Consider the following 16,085-nt stretch of genomic DNA (forward strand, 5'->3'; position numbering starts at 1 on the left):
GCGCCGGTTATGCCGCGGGTATCACTGCGGGGCCTTGCGGAGGAGGGCATAGAAAAATCCGTCGCCACCACCGGCGTCGGGAAAGACCTGCATCCCCGCTGCCTGCGGCTCGCCCCATGGCACCCCGCCAAGCATCTGTGGTGTATTGTCGCTCGCATCCCCTGTCTCCGCAATGAAGCGGGCGACTACCGCGCTGTTTTCCTCCGGCAGGATCGAGCAGGTGGCGTACAGCAGGCTGCCACCGGGGCGCAGCAGTTGCCACTGGGCCCGCAGAATGCGCGCCTGCAGTTCCGCCAGGGCGTCAATATCCTCTTCGCGCCGCACCAGCTTGATGTCCGGGTTGCGGCGGATCACGCCGGTGGCAGAGCAGGGGGCGTCCAGCAGGATGCGGTCGTAGGGCTCGCCATCCCACCAGTCGCGGGTCTCCGCGGCGTCGGCACACAGCAGCTCGGCGCTGGCACCCATGCGCTCGAGGTTCTCCGCCACGCGGTCGAGTCGCTCTTCATCGATGTCCAGGCATGCCAGCTGGATAGTGGGCTGCAGTTCCAGCAGGTGACAGCTCTTGCCACCGGGGGCGGCGCAGGCATCCAGTACCCGCTCACCCGCGGCCGGCGCCAGCAGCAGCGCCGCCAGCTGGGCCGATTCATCCTGCACGCTGACATCCCCATCGGCGAAGCCCGGCAGGTCGCTCACCGCCTGCGCCTCCTCCAGCACCACGCCCACCGGTGAAACGGCGGTGGCGCGGGCGGCGATGCCGGCGCCGGCCAGCTGCTCCAGGTAGGCCTCGCGGGAGACCCGGGCCGTATTGACGCGCAGGATCATGGGCGGGGCGGTATTGTTGGCGCGGAAGATTTCTGCCGCACGGACGTCCCAGGCGGCCTTGATGCGCCGCTGCAACCAGGCCGGGTGCATGGAACTGAATTGCGGGTTGCCGGACAGCTTGCGCTGCAACTGCTCGCGGTTGCGCTGGGCATTGCGCAGCACGCCGTTGATCAGCCCGGTGGAGCGCTCCAGCTTGAGCGCGCGCGCCGCCTCCACGGTGGCAGAAATTGCGGCGTGATCGGGGATGCGGGTGTACTCCAGCTGGTACAGGCCAAGCAGCAGCAGTGCCTGCACGCGTGTGTCGCCCGGGACACGGCGCACCAGCTTGTCCGCCAGCAGTTGCAGTCGCGGGGCAGTGCGGGCACAGCCGTAACAGAGTTCGCGCAGCAGGCTGCGATCGCGCTCCGCCACGGATTGCTCGGCCCGTGGCAACAGGCGCGCCAGGGAGCCCTGGCCCTCGAGCAGGGTGGCGACCACCCCGGCCGCCGCGGCGCGGGTATCAGTGGTCATTGTCTGTGACTCCGCCGAGCTGCTGGCCCGGTGTAAAGAGGTCCGGGTAGCCCCGGAGGATTTCCTCCGCGGCCAGTGCCTTCTTGCCCGGCAGTTGCAGTAATTGCAGGCGCAGCGCCTCGCGGCCGCAGGCCACCAGGATGCCCTCGTCATCGGCGCCGAGGATAGTGCCCGGCGCATCACTGTGGCAGCCCCGCTCCAGCTGGGCGCGGTAGATCCGCAGCCGCTGTTCGCCGCGGGCATCGGAATAGGTGCTCCAGCACACCGGGAACGGGTTGAAGGCGCGGATCTGGCGCTCGATTTCCGCCGCCGGGCGCTGCCAGTCGATACGCGCCTCTTCCTTGCTGATCTTGGCGGCGTAGTTGGCCTGGCTGTCGTCCTGGGGCCGGGGCCGTGCCGTGCCGTCCGCCAGCTGTGCCAGCGCCTCGAGCAGGGCCGGGCCACCGATTTCGGCGAGCTTGTCGTGCAGGCTGCCGCCGGTATCCGCCGCGGTAACCGGGCAGCGGCTTTCCACCAGCACGGGGCCGGTATCCAGGCCGGCCTCCATCTGCATGATGGCGACGCCGCTTTCCGGGTCACCGGCCTCAATGGCGCGCTGGATCGGCGCCGCGCCGCGCCAGCGCGGCAGCAGTGATGCATGTACGTTGACGCAGCCCAGGCGCGGTGTATCCAGCACCACCTGCGGCAGGATCAGGCCGTAGGCCACCACCACCATTACATCGGCACCGAGCGCCGCCAGTTCCGCCTGGGCGGTTGCATCGCGCAGGCTCAGGGGCTGGTAGACGGGGATTTCGTGGCTCTGCGCCAGCTGTTTGACCGGGCTGGCGAGCAGCTTCTTGCCGCGCCCCGCGGGGCGGTCGGGCTGGGTGTAGGCGGCGACTACGCTGTGCTCGCTGTCGAGCAGCGCCTGCAGGTGCACGGCGGCAAAGTCCGGAGTGCCGGCAAAAACAATCTTCAGGCTCATAACATCAATGTTCTGGAATGGCGGGAATCGGGTTGGCCAGCGGCAATTGCCAATAGTGTAGCGAGCCGCTGGCTGGAGGCGTGCGCCGGAGCACGGGCGCCGGCACTGTGACTGTGAGGCAGCCGGTCAGGCGCGCTTGCGCTGGGCTTTTTCCAGCTTGGAGCGGATGCGGTTGCGCTTCAGGGGCGAGATGTAGTCAACGAACAGCTTGCCGTCCAGGTGGTCCAGCTCGTGCTGGATACACACCGCCAGCAGGCCCTCGGCCTCCATGGCGAAGGCCTCGCCGTCGCGGTCCAGGGCCTTCACGCGCACGCGGCGCGGCCGCTCCACCGTCTCATAGAAGCCGGGCACCGACAGGCAGCCCTCGTCGTACTGGTGGATCTCCGGGTCCAGCACTTCCACTTCGGGGTTGATAAAGACCAGCGGCTCGCTCTGGTCTTCGGATACATCCATCACCACGATGCGCTGGTGCACATTTACCTGGGTGGCGGCCAGGCCCACCCCGGGGGCCTCGTACATGGTCTCGAACATGTCGTCCAGCAGGGTGCGCAGCTCGTCGGTAACGGTTTCGACGGGCTTGGCGACCTGACGGAGGCGGGGATCGGGGAATTCTAGGATCTCGAGCTTGGCCATATCACCTGTGACAAACTTCTAGTAAACATGGAACTTGCGCTGATAACATAATGATCGCGCTCGATATTTGCCGCAAGGAGCTGCTGCAGGCCGTGCCTGCCGGATGCTGTTAACAATGCTCCCGCCACCTCGGCTGTGGCCCGGCGCTGAGAATTATAGCGATAAAGAGCATAGGAATGCTTCCATGAAAAAAATTATTCTGGCCGCCGGCCTCCTGCTGGCCGCCGCGTTCGGCATCCAGGCGGCCGACGTGCGCCTCAATCCGGACCACCCGGACGAGTATGTGGTCCAGAAGGGCGACACCCTCTGGGACATCTCCGGCACGTTCCTTTCCCAGCCATGGTACTGGCCGGAAATATGGCAGGTGAACCCCCAGGTCGAAAACCCCCACCTAATCTACCCCGGTGACCGCCTGCGCCTGGTGTATGTCGAGGGCCAGCCGCGCCTGCAACTGGAGCGCGGGCCGCGCCCGTACCGCCTGTCTCCGGGCGCCGACCGGCTCGAGCCGCAGGTGCGCCGCGAGGCGGTGGGCGAGGCCATCCCCGCCATCCCGCTGGACGCGATCAACGCCTTCCTGTCCCGCACCCGCATCGTCGAGCCCAATGCCTTCGAGGGTACTCCGTACGTGATTTCCGGTGAGGACCAGCGGATCCTGATGGGTGCCGGCGAGCGCATCTATGCCCGCGGCGACTTCCGCGCGCCGCTGGCCTCCTACGGTATCTACCGCCCGGGCGAGCTCTACACCGACCCCTACACCGGTGAAGTCCTGGGGATGCAGGCGCTGGACGTGGGCGATGTGGACCTTTACCAGCTGGATCCGGACCAGCGCCGCGATTTCTCCGTGGCCACCATGGAAGTGACCCGCACTTCCCGCGAGATTCGCCTCGAGGACCGCCTGCTGCCGGTGGAGGAGCGCTCCATTGCCGCACTGTTCCAGCCGGGCGCGCCGGCCACCCCGGTGGAGGGCGTGATCCTGGGCGTGGAAGAAGGCGTCACCCAGATCGGTAAGTACGACGTGGTTGCCATCAACCAGGGCGAGCGCGAGGGCCTGCAGCCGGGCCACGTACTGGCGATCTACAAGCGCGGTGCCGTGGTGCGCGACCGCATCGAGCGCGAAAATGTGAAGCTGCCCGACGAGCGCGCCGGCCTGTTGATGGTTTTCCGCACTTTCGACAAGATGAGCCTGGGCCTGGTGCTCGAGGCCGACCGGGCCCTGGAAGTCCTGGACCTGGTCCGCAACCCCTGATCGATCGCGGGGCGCCGGTCGCCCCGGTCCCGCTGGCCGCCCAGCCAAACGGGCGCGCCACCTGACAAAACTCCGGAAGACGCATGGATGCGCTGACTCCCACCATGGCCCTGCTGCGCCTGGAGGGCCTGGGCCCCGCCCGTTACTGGCAACTGCTGGACCGTTACGGCTCCGCTGCCGCGGCCCTTGATTCCCTGCCCCAGTCACTGCTCGACAGGCTCCCCCCGCGGGCGCGCCAGCAATGGCGTGAATATCGCCAGCGCGGTAGTGACTGTGCACTGCTGCAATGGGTGCGGGAGGAGCAGGCGCGCTGTCGTGACCGCGGCATACAGCCCCTGGAACACTCCCACGAGGACTACCCGGCCCTGCTGCGGGAGATTTCCCGGCCACCACCTGTCCTCTACCTCAAGGGCAATGTTGCCGCCCTGCACCTGCCGCAGGTGGCGGTGGTGGGTGCCCGCCGCGCCTCGCGCGCCGGGCTGGACAATGCCCACGCCTTTGCCCGGGAACTGGCCGCCGGGGGTTTTGCCATTACCTCGGGACTTGCGCTGGGCGTGGATGCCGCTGCGCACCGCGGTGCGCTCGATGCCGGCGGTGCCACGCTGGCAGTGCTCGGCAGCGGCATCGACCGGATCTACCCCCGTCGCCACGATGCGCTGGCCGCAGAAATCATCGATCGCGGCGGTGCGGTGCTGAGTGAGCAGCCGCTCGGCAGCGCCGCCGAGGCCGCCAACTTCCCGCGCCGCAACCGTATCATCAGTGGCCTCGCCCGGGGGGTATTGTTGGTGGAGGCGGCGGTCCGCTCGGGTTCCCTGATCACCGCGCGCCTGGCGCTGGAGCAGAACCGCGAGGTATTCGCCATCCCCGGTTCCATCCACAACCCGCTGGCCCGCGGCTGCCATGAAATGATCAAACAGGGCGCGGCGCTGGTGGAGACCGCGTCGGATATCGTTACCCAGCTGGGGGGGATACATGTACCGGCGACGGCACCGCCGGCCACCCTCGAGGCGCTGCCGGTGGAAGAGGGACGGCTGGTGGTAGCGCTGGGCGGGGACCCGCGCAGCCTGGAGCAACTGGCGGCCGATACCGGCGCCGCGGCAGGCGAATTGATGGCGATACTGCTGCGCATGGAACTGGCCGGGCTGGTGGAGCAGGTGCCCGGTGGCTTCCAGCTGACGGCGCGGGGCGCCACCCACCTGCAGGCGCAGCTGACTGCTGCAGACTGATATGGCAGTGAAAGCGGCGCCGACCCGGCACATCCTTGGTGTGGTGGCGCCGGAAACACCCCACGCCGCCGCGATTTGCGCTTTATTGTTGGAAGCTCCCCCCGCGCGCGGCCGGCCCGAAACAAGGGGCGGTGACCACAGCCCAGGCGAGACCCCGGGGCGGAACTTGTTTTGCGCAGGCCAATCCGCTAGATTGCCGCGTCTTTACCGCATCGACTGTGTTGAGAGAGCTGAAATGAGCAAGCCTTTTGTCGCCATCCTGATGGGTTCTGATTCCGACCTTCCAGTAATGGAAGCCGCCTTTGGCGTGCTGGAGAAGTTCGACATTCCCTTTGAAGTGAAAGTCACTTCCGCCCACCGCACCCCGGAAAACACCCACAAGTACGTTACCGATGCCGACCAGCGCGGCTGTGCGGCCTTTATCTGTGCCGCCGGCATGGCCGCCCACCTGGCCGGTGCGGTATCCGCTACTACCCTGAAGCCGGTGATCGGTGTACCGATCAATGCTTCCCTGGACGGCCTGGACGCCCTGCTGTCCACCGTGCAGATGCCCGGTGGTATCCCGGTGGCGACCGTGGCGATCGGCAAGGCCGGTGCCAAGAACGCCGCCTACCTGGCCGCGCAGATCATCGGCTCCTCCGACAAGGAGATGCACCAGAAGCTGGTGGATGAGCGTCGTGCCAACGCCGAGGCGATCATCGCCAAGGACGAGCAGCTGCAGAAAAACCTCGAGCAGCGCAAGTCCAAGTAAGCGGATCCGATCATGGCGGTATCGCCACTGGATGTCCGCTTCGCCGCCCGCGTCCTCGCCGCGGGCGGCGTGATTGCGCATCCCACCGAATCGGTGTGGGGGCTCGCCTGCGACCCGCATAACCGGGACGCGGTCGAGCGCCTGCTGCGCCTGAAGAATCGCCCGCTGGCCAAGGGCCTGATCCTGGTCTCCGGTGACGAGGACGATTTCTCCCCCCTGCTGGACAACCTCACCGGCAACCAGCTGCAGCAGCTACACCGCACCTGGCCCGGGCCTGTCACCTGGCTGGTACCCCACTTCGGCCGCGTGCCTCCCTGGATCAGCGGCGCCCATCACTCCGTGGCCCTGCGCTGCACAGCGCATCCATTCACGGCGGCTTTATGCCGGGAGTTCGGCGGTGCTATCGTGTCCACCTCCGCCAACCCGGGGGGCGCGCAACCGCCGCGCCACAAGTACCAGGTATTGCGTTACTTCGGCGGTGCGCTGGATTTTGTCGGCGGCGGTGCCACCGGCGGACGGGCAACCCCCAGCGAGATCCGCGACCTGATCAGCGGCGATGTCCTGCGACCGGGCCGCTGAACCATTCCCCAGAAAGCGAACTTCTGACCATGAGCGATGCAAATTCCACCGCACTGGATATCGCGGCGGTGAAAAATTACCTGCTCGAACTGCAGGACCAGATCTGCCAGGCCCTGGCGGCCGAGGATGGCAGCACTTTCCGCGAAGACAGCTGGGAACGCCCCGGCGGTGGCGGCGGCCGCTCCCGTGTGCTGGAGGGCGGCAGCGTGATCGAAAAAGGCGGGGTGAATTTCTCCCATGTGTTCGGCGATGGCCTGCCGCCCTCGGCCACGGCCAACCGGCCGGAGCTGGCAGGCCGTTCCTTCGAGGCCATGGGCGTGTCGCTGGTGATCCACCCGCGCAACCCCCATGTGCCCACCAGCCATGCCAATGTGCGCCTGTTCGTGGCGCAGAAGCCCGGTGCCGAGCCGGTCTGGTGGTTCGGCGGCGGCTATGACCTGACGCCCTATTACGGGGTGGAAGAGGATGTGGTGCACTGGCACCAGACGGCAAAGAAAGCCTGCCAGCCTTTCGGGGAGGAGGTCTACCCGCGCTTCAAGCAGTGGTGCGACGATTATTTCTACCTCAGGCACCGGGATGAGGCCCGGGGTGTCGGCGGGCTGTTTTTCGACGACTTCAACGACGGCGGCTTCGACAACGCCTTCGCCCTGATGCGCGCGGTGGGGGACAGCTACCTGGACGCCTACCTGCCGATTGTGCAGCGGCGCAAGGACACCGCCTACGGTGAGCGCGAGCGGGACTTCCAGCTCTACCGGCGCGGTCGCTATGTGGAATTCAACCTGGTCTACGACCGGGGGACGCTGTTTGGCCTGCAGAGTGGTGGCCGTACGGAGTCCATCCTTATGTCGCTGCCGCCACTGGTGCGCTGGGAGTACGACTGGCATCCCGAGCCCGGTTCTGCCGAGGCGCGGCTGTATTCCGACTTCCTGCCGGCCCGTGACTGGGTCTGATACAGCGGCTCGATTTACTCAGGGGGACAGGACATTGGACCAGGCGCGCGAACAGGCCATCAACCGATTGTTTGTGGAGTACCGACGCACCTTCGAGAGCGGGGATGCCGAGCAGGTCGCGGATTTCTACCGCTTCCCGCTGCACTATTACAGTGAGCGTGGCGGCAAGGCCGCGGTGAACCGGAACGACTTTGTCGTCCTGGTGGCGCGGCTGCTGGCGATATACCGGCGCCTCGGCGTCGACCAGATTGTCGGCGCTGTCTCCGATATCACCGAGTTGAATGAAAACAGTGCCCAGGTGTCACTGAACTGGGTCTTGCTGCGCCGGGAAAACAACAGCAGCGCGGAAGTCTACAGCGCCACCACCCGCTACCTGGTTAGTGATTTCGAGGGCACACTGAAGATCGATGGCCTGGTCGCCGTGGATGAAACCCGCCGGATTCGCGAAGCGCTGCGCCGGCGTTGATACGCCGGCCAACCTGCCAGCGGACGGAAACACAGATGACAGATCAATATGCCGTGGTCGGCAACCCGATCGCGCACTCCAGGTCACCGCAGATTCATCGCGCCTTTGCCGAGCAGACCGGTGAGCAGTTGGACTACGGCCGTGAACTGGTGGAGCGGGACGATTTTGCCCGCTTCGCGCGGGAATTCTTTACCGGGGGCGGTTGCGGCCTCAATGTCACCGTACCCTTCAAGCTCGATGCCTGCGCCTTTGCCGATACCCTGACGCCCCGGGCGCAGGCGGCCGGGGCGGTCAATACGCTCAAGCGCGAGGAAGATGGCTCTATCCTCGGGGACAATACCGACGGTGCCGGGCTGGTGGCCGACCTGGTGCGGCTGGGCTGGACCCCCCGCGGCCAGCGGATCCTGTTGCTGGGGGCCGGCGGCGCGGCGCGGGGCGCGCTGCTGCCACTGTTGCAGGAAAAACCGGCCGCACTGCATATTGCCAACCGCACCGCGGCCAGGGCCCTGCAGCTGGCCGAGACCTTTGCCGGTATTGGCCCGCTGAGCGGCGGCGGCCTGGAGGATATCCCCGGTGAGTACGACCTGGTGATCAACGCCAGCTCTGCCAGCCTCAGTGACCAGGCGCCACCGATCGCGGACAGCGTGCTGGCCCCGGGTTGCCGCGCCTACGACATGGTCTATGGTGCGGAGCCAACCGCCTTTATGCGCTGGGCCGCCGATCAGGGCGCGGAGTCCGCTGACGGCCTGGGAATGCTGGTGGGGCAGGCGGCGGAGTCCTTCTACCTCTGGCGCGGTGTCTATCCCGAAGTAGAGCCGGTGTTGCAACGCCTGCGCGCCGCGCTCTAGCGTCTTCGCTGTCTGGAAAAACAATAAACGACGTTGATTTGAGGTAAAACGTGCGCGAATTCCTGAGAAACCTTTCCTTCTGTTTTGCTGCCGGTGCATTCGGTGGGCTGTGCTACGCCCTGGGGCTGTGGGCCATGGGGTACCACGGATTCACCCGCTGGGTCGGTGTCGATATCGCCCCCTACCTGTCCAATGCCTACCTCTACCAGCGAATTGTCTGGGGCGGTATCTGCGGGTTGATTTTCCTGTTGCCCTGGCAGCGGTCGTGGGTGGAGCGGGGCTTTTTCCTGTCGCTGATTCCCGCCGGCATCATGCTGTTCCTGCTGTTGCCCATGCGTGGTTATGGCTTCGGTGCCATGCACCTGGGGGCGCTGACGCCGCTGGTGATTGTCATGGCCTGTGCGGCCGGCGGGATCGGGGCGTCCGGCCTGATGCGGGCCCAGGGCAAGTAAGCGGAAGGGGAAAAACAAGTAAAAAAGGCGGCCAATGGCCGCCTTTTTTGTTGTGGATCCTGGGCGCTGTTATCCCGGCTTGCGCGCCAGCGGCTGGCACATGCAGTGAACGCCGCCACCGCCGGCGGTGATCATGGAGATATCCGGATCGATCACTTCCAGGCCGCGGGCGCGACACTTTTCCTTCAGCTCGGTGTTGTCGGCCGGCAGCATCACCCGGTCGTTGCCCAGTGCGACGACATTGACGCCCAGCTCCATCACCTGCGGGTAGGAGATATCGATGATCTCGAAGTTGCGCGACCTGAACCACTGCACCAGTTCCGGCTCCACGGCGTCGACGCACACCGCCACCAGCTTCTCCGCCAATGCCGCCACCAGTACATCGATATGCAGGAAGTAGGGGTCGAATTCATAGCCCCTGACCTCCCAGCCCTCTTTTTCGATCCAGTTTTTCATCTGCTGGAAGCCCTGGGGTGAAGTGCGCTCGCCACTGTAGCCGCACAGGATCACGCCCGGTTCCAGCACCATGAAATCGCCACCCTCGAGACTGCCGGCGGTGATGATGTCGTAAATGGGGATATCGAGCTTTTCGTAAGTCTTTACCACGTCGACCCACTCGCCGCGGCGCCAGGGGCTGTACATCTGCGTCACGATCGGGCCCCAGGGGGTCATTACGGAGGAGTCGCGGGCGTACAGCTGGTAGGGGAGGTTCTCATCCGCCGGCAGCAGGTGAGTGTTCACTCCGGCATGTCTGTAGGCGTCGAGCATCTCCTGGTACTGGCGCTTTGCCACGGCGGCATCGAACTGGCGTCCCAGGCGCAGCGAGCGGCGCGAGGCGGCGTTGCCGGTCTGCCAGGTGTAGTGGTCGATAGGGCCGACGAGCAGGTCGGTGAGCACGCCGTGCTCGGAATCGATGCCCCAGCGACCCAGGGCCGCAGTGTTGCCGTTGTCGTTGCGGTGTTTGTAGGTGAATTCGGTCATTGCTGCCTCGGGTTCTTGAAAATCTTTCGGGCACCGGGGCCCGGTGGTCTTGATTCCCCTCCAGGGCGACCCCGACACCGGGGTCTTCATTTCAGGTGAAGGGGTTTGTTTTTACCGCTGCTCAGTCGTTCGCCATCTTCAGCATGGCGTGCAGCAGTACGTTGGCGCCGGCTTCCAGGTCTACCGGCTCCGCGTTCTCGGCCTCGTTGTGGGACAGGCCCTTTTCGCAGGGCACGAAGATCATGCCGGTGGGGGCCACGCGGGAGACATAGACGGAGTCGTGGCCGGCACCGGAGACCATTTCCTTGTTGCTGTAGCCGAGCTCGGCTACGGCGGCGCGCACGGCCTCCACGCAGGGTGGCGCGAAGGCCACCGCCGGAGAGCGCCATTCATCACGAATTTCGGCCTCTACACCGGTATCGGCCGCAATCTCCGCAGTAATTTCGCGGAAGCGACGGTCGATTTCGTCCAGCACTTCCTGCTCCGGGTGGCGCAGGTCCACCGCCAGCACCAGTTTCTCCGGCACGGTGTTGCGGCTGCCGGGCTCGGCGCGGATATCGCCGAAAGTGACACGGGCCCAGGGGGCGAACTCTTCCGCCAGCCGGTAAAGGCGGTCGAGCACGCGGTGCAGGGCCATAAACGGGTCGCGGCGTCCCTCCATCGGGCTGGGTCCCGCGTGGCATGGCTGGCCGGTGAGGGTCAGGTCGTACCAGTACATGCCCTGCACACCGGACAGCACACCGATCTGCTTTTCCTCGGCCTCGAGGATCGGGCCCTGCTCGATATGCACCTCGAAGGCGGCGGTGAGCGGGCGCGCCCTTGCCGGTGTGGGTCCCCGGTAGCCGATACGTTGCAGCTCGTCGCCGAAGGCCTTGCCTTCCTTGTCGGTGCGGGCGTAGGCGTAGTCCTGCTCGAAGTTGCCGCTCCAGACCCCGGAGCCGATCATGGCCGGGGAGAAGCGCGCGCCCTCCTCGTTGGTCCACACCGCCACTTCCAGCGGCGCCGCGGTTCCGATGCCGGCGTCGTTCAGGGCGCGCATCACCTCAAGTCCCGCCAGCACGCCGTAAACCCCGTCGAACTTGCCCCCGGTAGGCTGGGTGTCCAGGTGAGAGCCGGTAAGCACCGGCGGCAGGTCCGGGTTGCTGCCGGGCCGGCGGGCGAAAATATTGCCCATGCTGTCGATGTCGACGCTGCAGCCGGCGTCGCGGCACCACTGTACGAAGAGGTCGCGGCCCTGTTTGTCCAGGTCGGTGAGCGCCTGGCGGTTGCAGCCGCCCTTATCCGTGGCACCGATGGCCGCCATTGCCATCAGCGAATCCCACAGGCGTTGGCCGTCCACGCGGATCTTGCTGTTATCGGTCATAAGGGGGAATCCCGGTCGTTAAACTTATTCTGTCGGCGCCCGGGGCTGTCCAGGGAGGCGTGCGGGAGCCGTGCACACCAGTCTATGGTTTGCATTTATCGACACAATTAACTTTTAATTGCCGTTATGGTGTCTTTAAGGCACCAGAAGTGACAGTCCAACTCCGGATAACCCGATGCCCACCGCGCTCAGGAACCTCTCCCTCACCTCCCTGCGAAGCTTCCACGCCGTGGGGCGCCACTGCCATATGCGCCGCGCCGCGGACGAACTGCATGTTTCCCACCCGGCACTCAGCCGCCAGATCCGGGATCTCGAGGACCGGCTCGGCACGCCGCTGTTCCTGCGCACCGGCAACCGGCTGGAACTCACCGCGGCCGGGCGGCGGTTGCACCGGGTGGTCAGCGACGCCTTCGGGCGGCTGGAGAAGGGACTGCTGTACCTGGACCCGGACAGCCTCAGCGGGGAAGTGGTGATTGCCTCGACAGCCACGATTGCGGTGCGCTGGCTGATGCGGATTCTGCGCGAGGTGCAGGCCCGCTACCCGGAAATCCGGCTGCGCCTGGTCACCATCGAGCCGCGCGCGACACGCCTTGCCAGTGAAGTGGACATCGCTATCTGCCTCGGGGAACCGCAGGCGCCGGGGCGGGAAGTGTGCCCGCTGTACCAGGAACACTACCTGCCGGTGGCGAGCCCCCAGTTGCTGCAGGCGGCGGGTGGGGCCGGCAAGCTGGCCCGGCCCCGCGACCTCCTGGCCCTGCCACTGCTGCACGATCGCCAGCAGCAGTGGCCCGGCTGGTTCACCGCCCAGGGAGTCGAGTATGCGCCGCTCGCCAATGCCGTATCCGTGGACTATGCCTACCAGGCGATAGAGGCCGCGCGGCTGGGAATGGGGGTGGCCCTTGCGGACCGCCTGGAGGTCAGCGAGGACCTGAAGAGCGGACGCCTGGCCACGGTAATCGAGCGCCCGTTTACCATCGGCCAGTCGCTCTACCTGGTCAGCGACCGCAGCGATCGGTTGAACAGCCGCACCAGCCTGGTACTGGGGCTGGTATTCCAGTGGCTGGAAAGCCGCGGCGCGCCGCTGGCGCCCCCGGCCCGCGTCCTGCAACAGACCCTTGCCCAGCCCGCGGAGGGCCCGCGCCCCGGGGCATAAGCCACGCCGCGCACCAGCTTCCATCCTGCCAATCCCGCCACTATCACCTGAACAGGTGATAGTGGCCGCCCTGTTGATCACGCATACTGAATAATAATTCGAAAAAGATTAACGATTGCGCAGATTGTTTGTTTGGTAGACGATAGCTCCGGTTCCCGGACAGTCGAAAATGGCGCCAATTGCCGGCAGCGTGCCCGGATCGCCACTCCACGCACAGCAGTAGAAAAGCCGAAGAAGATGCAAAACCATAACAAGATCTATATCGATGGCCGGTGGGTGGAGTCCGCTTCCCCCGACTGGCTGGAAGTCACCAATCCCGCCACCGGCGCGCTGGTTAGCCGCGTGCCCGCCGGTACCCCGGCGGATGTGGACCGTGCCGTGCAGGCCGCTGTCCGTGCCTTCGACGGCTGGGCCATCACTCCCGCCGATCAGCGACGCGCACTGTTGCTGCGGGTCGCCGACCTGATGGAGGCCCGGAAGGAAGCTCTTGTCGACGCTGTTTCCACCAGCATGGGTTGTCCCCGCCATATCAGCGGCTGGCTGCACGTGGAGGGCCCGATCGAGGCCATGCGGCTGTTTGCCGACCACGCCGCCATAACCGGGGAAACCGCCGAACACGGTCACTCGCTGGTATGGCGCGAACCAGTAGGAGTGTGCGGTTTTATCAACCCGTGGAATTATCCCCTGCACCAGTTTGTCGGCAAGGTGGGCGCTGCGCTGGCGGCAGGCTGCACCATGGTGACCAAGCCCTCGGAGCAGACGCCACTGCAGGATTACCTGATGGCGGAAATCCTTCATCAGGCCGGCCTGCCCGCCGGTGTATTTAACCTGGTGCCGGGTCGCGGCCCCGAGGTGGGCCAGGCCCTCTGCGAGCACACGCAGGTGGACATGCTCTCGTTTACTGGCTCGACCCGCGCCGGCATCGAGATTGCCCGGGCCTGTGCGCCCACGGTAAAGCGGGTGACCCAGGAACTGGGTGGCAAGTCCCCGTTCATCATCACCGACGACTGTGATTTCACCGCCGCAGTCCGCTATGGCGTGGACGATGTGATGCTCAACAGCGGCCAGACCTGCACCGCACTCACCCGCATGCTGGTGCCTGCCAGTCGCCACGACGAGGCCCTGGAGATTATTCGCACACGGGTGGCCGAGATCGAGGTGGGGACGGGGCCGAATGCCTTTATGGGGCCGCTCTCGTCAGAGCGCCAGTGGCAGCAGGTGCAGGACTACATCCAGGTCGGCCTCGATGAGGGTGCCAGCCTGGTCTGCGGCGGCCCGGGTAAACCGGATGGCCTGCCCCAGGGCTTCTTTGCCCGGCCCACGGTTTTTGCCGGGGTCAGCAACGACATGCGCATCGCCCGCGAGGAAATCTTTGGACCGGTGCTGTGCGTGATTGCCTACGACGACCTCGACCAGGCCGTAAGTATTGCCAACGATACACCCTATGGCCTGTCCTCCGGTGTATACGCCCGGAACCACGAGGAAGCCCTGGCGATTGCGCGCCGGATTCGCGCCGGCCTGTGTTTTGTCAATGGCGGCGAGTTCAATTACCGCGCTCCGTTTGGCGGTTACAAACAGAGTGGTAATGGTCGCGAGTTTTCCCACCACGGCGTGGAGGAGTTTACCGAGCTCAAATCGGCACAGCTGGGTGCCCCCGCGGCATAAACCGCATGGCCACCGGCTGATAATAATAATCACTGAAATAACGCGGGAGTCTTACCGTGACGGACGTTGTAGTTAAAAAGAACCTTGGCAAGCGGGATATGATCCTGTTTACCGTCTCTGCCATCCTGCTGGTGGATACGCTGGCCGCTACCGCGGCCATCGGTACTTCCAGTATTTTCTGGTGGTTGTTCCTGGGGCTGTTTTTCTTTGTGCCCTTTGCGCTGGTATCGGCAGAGCTGGGCTGTGCCTACCCGGAAAAAGGCGGCATTTATGCCTGGGTACGAGATGCCTTCGGCGGTCGCTGGGGATCGCGTATCAGCTGGAGTTACTGGGTTAATGTAGCCATCTGGATGCCGGCCATTTTCATTCTCTTTGCCGGTGTCGCCAAACAGCTGTTCTGGCCGCAGATGGGGGTGGCGGGGCAGATCGGCCTCGGCATTGTGCTGACCTGGGTCGCGGTGGCTGCCAACGTGGTTACACTGAATGTCGGCAAGTGGGTGCCAAACATCGGCGCTATCCTCAAGATCATAATTTTCGGTGCGATTATTGTCGGAGCGATTTTCCATGCCGCGGACAACGGACTTGCCAACCCGATTACTTTTGACAGTATTAAGCCGAACCTGGGCGACAGCCTGCAGTATATCCCCGCTATTATCTACGGCATGCTCGGCTTCGAATTGATCAGTGCCAGCAGCGAGGAAATGCGCAACCCGCAGCGGGATGTCCCGCGTTCAATCCTGGTCTCGGGTGTCATTATCCTCGCGCTCTACACACTGGGCACAACCGCAATCCTGGCAGCAATCCCGGCACAGGACATCGACCTGGTCGAGGGCCTGGTGGATACCCTGGAAATGTTTTTTGCCCAGCTGCCATATGGTGGCCTGCTGGTGATGGCCCTGGGCCTGGCCGCGCTTTATACCTTCTTCTCCAACGGTGTGACCTGGGCCATCGGCGGTAACCGCGCTGCCGCCGAGGCGGCGGAGGAAGGTGAGCTGCCTCAGGTTTTTGCGATCAAGAGCCGCAGCCGCAATACCCCGGTAGGCGCGGCCGTACTGATGGGCATACTGAGTACCTTTATCCTGGTCCTGTACGGCTTTCTGGTGAATTCCAATGAAGACCTGTTCTGGTCCCTGTTTGCCTTCAGCGGGGTGATTTTCCTGCTCCCCTACGTGGGCATGTTCCTGGCATTCCTGAAAATGCGCCGCACTGACGCATCGCGTTCGCGTCCCTTCCGTGTGCCCGGCGGTAATCTCGGGGCACTGGTACTGACATCGCTGTGTGTCCTGGTACTGGTGGGCAGTATCTTCCTGTTTGTGTATACCCCGGGCGAGGGCATCCAGTGGCCGGTGCTGGTGGGCTCGATAATTACCCTGTTGCTGGGCGAGCTGGCAATTCTCTGGGCGGAGAAGCAGGGTAGGGGAAAAATTACCGGGGCCAGTGGAATGCCTGTTACTGCTACATGACCTGACTAGCTAC

At 65.0% G+C, this 16,085-nt stretch carries 16 protein-coding genes; 11 read left to right on the forward strand and 5 right to left on the reverse strand.

From position 1 onward, the window contains the following. Positions 1 to 21: 21 nt before the first annotated feature. From rsmB to def, 3 genes are all read right to left on the reverse strand, one after another. Positions 22 to 1,332 carry a 16S rRNA (cytosine(967)-C(5))-methyltransferase RsmB gene (gene rsmB / locus LVD10_RS05665; RefSeq protein ID WP_232940365.1) on the reverse strand — a complete coding sequence of 437 codons (1,311 nt, stop codon included), beginning with the start codon at positions 1,330 to 1,332 and terminating at the stop codon, positions 22 to 24. Continuing rightward, a complete protein-coding gene (fmt, locus tag LVD10_RS05670; protein WP_237062326.1) occupies positions 1,322 to 2,296 on the reverse strand; it encodes a methionyl-tRNA formyltransferase in 975 nt (324 codons plus the stop codon). Before fmt ends, rsmB begins: the two co-directional genes overlap by 11 nt. A gap of 126 nt (positions 2,297 to 2,422) precedes the next feature. Continuing rightward, positions 2,423 to 2,929 carry a peptide deformylase gene (def, locus tag LVD10_RS05675; RefSeq protein WP_232940367.1) on the reverse strand — a complete coding sequence of 169 codons (507 nt, stop codon included), beginning with the start codon at positions 2,927 to 2,929 and terminating at the stop codon, positions 2,423 to 2,425. A gap of 184 nt (positions 2,930 to 3,113) precedes the next feature. Between def and LVD10_RS05680 the strand changes: the two genes are divergently transcribed. The 8 genes from LVD10_RS05680 (at position 3,114) to LVD10_RS05715 (ending at position 9,447) form a co-directional block, all read left to right on the forward strand. Further along, positions 3,114 to 4,175, forward strand: a complete 1,062-nt coding sequence (locus tag LVD10_RS05680) for a LysM peptidoglycan-binding domain-containing protein (RefSeq protein WP_232940368.1) — start codon at positions 3,114 to 3,116, stop codon at positions 4,173 to 4,175. Positions 4,176 to 4,258: 83 nt separating this feature from the next. After that, positions 4,259 to 5,401 carry a DNA-processing protein DprA gene (gene dprA, locus LVD10_RS05685; protein WP_232940369.1) on the forward strand — a complete coding sequence of 381 codons (1,143 nt, stop codon included), beginning with the start codon at positions 4,259 to 4,261 and terminating at the stop codon, positions 5,399 to 5,401. Positions 5,402 to 5,636: 235 nt separating this feature from the next. Then, positions 5,637 to 6,152 carry a 5-(carboxyamino)imidazole ribonucleotide mutase gene (gene purE, locus LVD10_RS05690; RefSeq protein WP_232940370.1) on the forward strand — a complete coding sequence of 172 codons (516 nt, stop codon included), beginning with the start codon at positions 5,637 to 5,639 and terminating at the stop codon, positions 6,150 to 6,152. Between the two features lie 12 nt (positions 6,153 to 6,164). Next, positions 6,165 to 6,731, forward strand: a complete 567-nt coding sequence (tsaC, locus tag LVD10_RS05695) for an L-threonylcarbamoyladenylate synthase type 1 TsaC (RefSeq protein WP_232940371.1) — start codon at positions 6,165 to 6,167, stop codon at positions 6,729 to 6,731. Between the two features lie 29 nt (positions 6,732 to 6,760). Then, positions 6,761 to 7,681: an oxygen-dependent coproporphyrinogen oxidase gene (gene hemF / locus LVD10_RS05700; RefSeq protein ID WP_232940372.1), complete on the forward strand. Its 921-nt coding sequence runs from the start codon at positions 6,761 to 6,763 to the stop codon at positions 7,679 to 7,681. A 34-nt stretch (positions 7,682 to 7,715) separates the two neighbouring features. Next, complete coding sequence (locus LVD10_RS05705) at positions 7,716 to 8,147, forward strand: DUF6841 family protein (RefSeq protein ID WP_232940373.1); 432 nt, start codon at positions 7,716 to 7,718, stop codon at positions 8,145 to 8,147. A 35-nt stretch (positions 8,148 to 8,182) separates the two neighbouring features. Continuing rightward, the gene (aroE, locus tag LVD10_RS05710; RefSeq protein ID WP_232940374.1) at positions 8,183 to 8,995 is read left to right on the forward strand and encodes a shikimate dehydrogenase; all 813 of its coding nucleotides are present in this window, start codon (positions 8,183 to 8,185) and stop codon (positions 8,993 to 8,995) included. Positions 8,996 to 9,045: 50 nt separating this feature from the next. Then, on the forward strand, positions 9,046 to 9,447 hold the full coding sequence (locus tag LVD10_RS05715) for a hypothetical protein (protein ID WP_232940375.1): 402 nt from the start codon (positions 9,046 to 9,048) through the stop codon (positions 9,445 to 9,447). A 69-nt stretch (positions 9,448 to 9,516) separates the two neighbouring features. On the opposite strand, the gene LVD10_RS05720 is transcribed toward LVD10_RS05715, so the two are convergent. After that, a complete protein-coding gene (locus LVD10_RS05720; RefSeq protein WP_232940376.1) occupies positions 9,517 to 10,428 on the reverse strand; it encodes a dimethylarginine dimethylaminohydrolase family protein in 912 nt (303 codons plus the stop codon). Between the two features lie 121 nt (positions 10,429 to 10,549). Then, complete coding sequence (locus tag LVD10_RS05725) at positions 10,550 to 11,791, reverse strand: Zn-dependent hydrolase (protein ID WP_237062328.1); 1,242 nt, start codon at positions 11,789 to 11,791, stop codon at positions 10,550 to 10,552. A 175-nt stretch (positions 11,792 to 11,966) separates the two neighbouring features. Between LVD10_RS05725 and LVD10_RS05730 the strand changes: the two genes are divergently transcribed. The 3 genes from LVD10_RS05730 to LVD10_RS05740 all read left to right on the forward strand — a co-directional run bounded on the left by LVD10_RS05730 (position 11,967) and on the right by LVD10_RS05740 (position 16,072). Continuing rightward, positions 11,967 to 12,944 carry a LysR substrate-binding domain-containing protein gene (locus LVD10_RS05730; protein ID WP_232940378.1) on the forward strand — a complete coding sequence of 326 codons (978 nt, stop codon included), beginning with the start codon at positions 11,967 to 11,969 and terminating at the stop codon, positions 12,942 to 12,944. A 237-nt stretch (positions 12,945 to 13,181) separates the two neighbouring features. Continuing rightward, entirely contained in the window at positions 13,182 to 14,609 is a 1,428-nt protein-coding gene (locus LVD10_RS05735) for an aldehyde dehydrogenase family protein (protein ID WP_237062330.1), read from the forward strand. A gap of 56 nt (positions 14,610 to 14,665) precedes the next feature. After that, the gene (locus LVD10_RS05740) at positions 14,666 to 16,072 is read left to right on the forward strand and encodes an APC family permease (RefSeq protein ID WP_237062332.1); all 1,407 of its coding nucleotides are present in this window, start codon (positions 14,666 to 14,668) and stop codon (positions 16,070 to 16,072) included. Positions 16,073 to 16,085: the final 13 nt, after the last annotated feature.

This window comes from Microbulbifer zhoushanensis, assembly GCF_021729055.1.
Taxonomy (GTDB): domain Bacteria; phylum Pseudomonadota; class Gammaproteobacteria; order Pseudomonadales; family Cellvibrionaceae; genus Microbulbifer; species Microbulbifer zhoushanensis.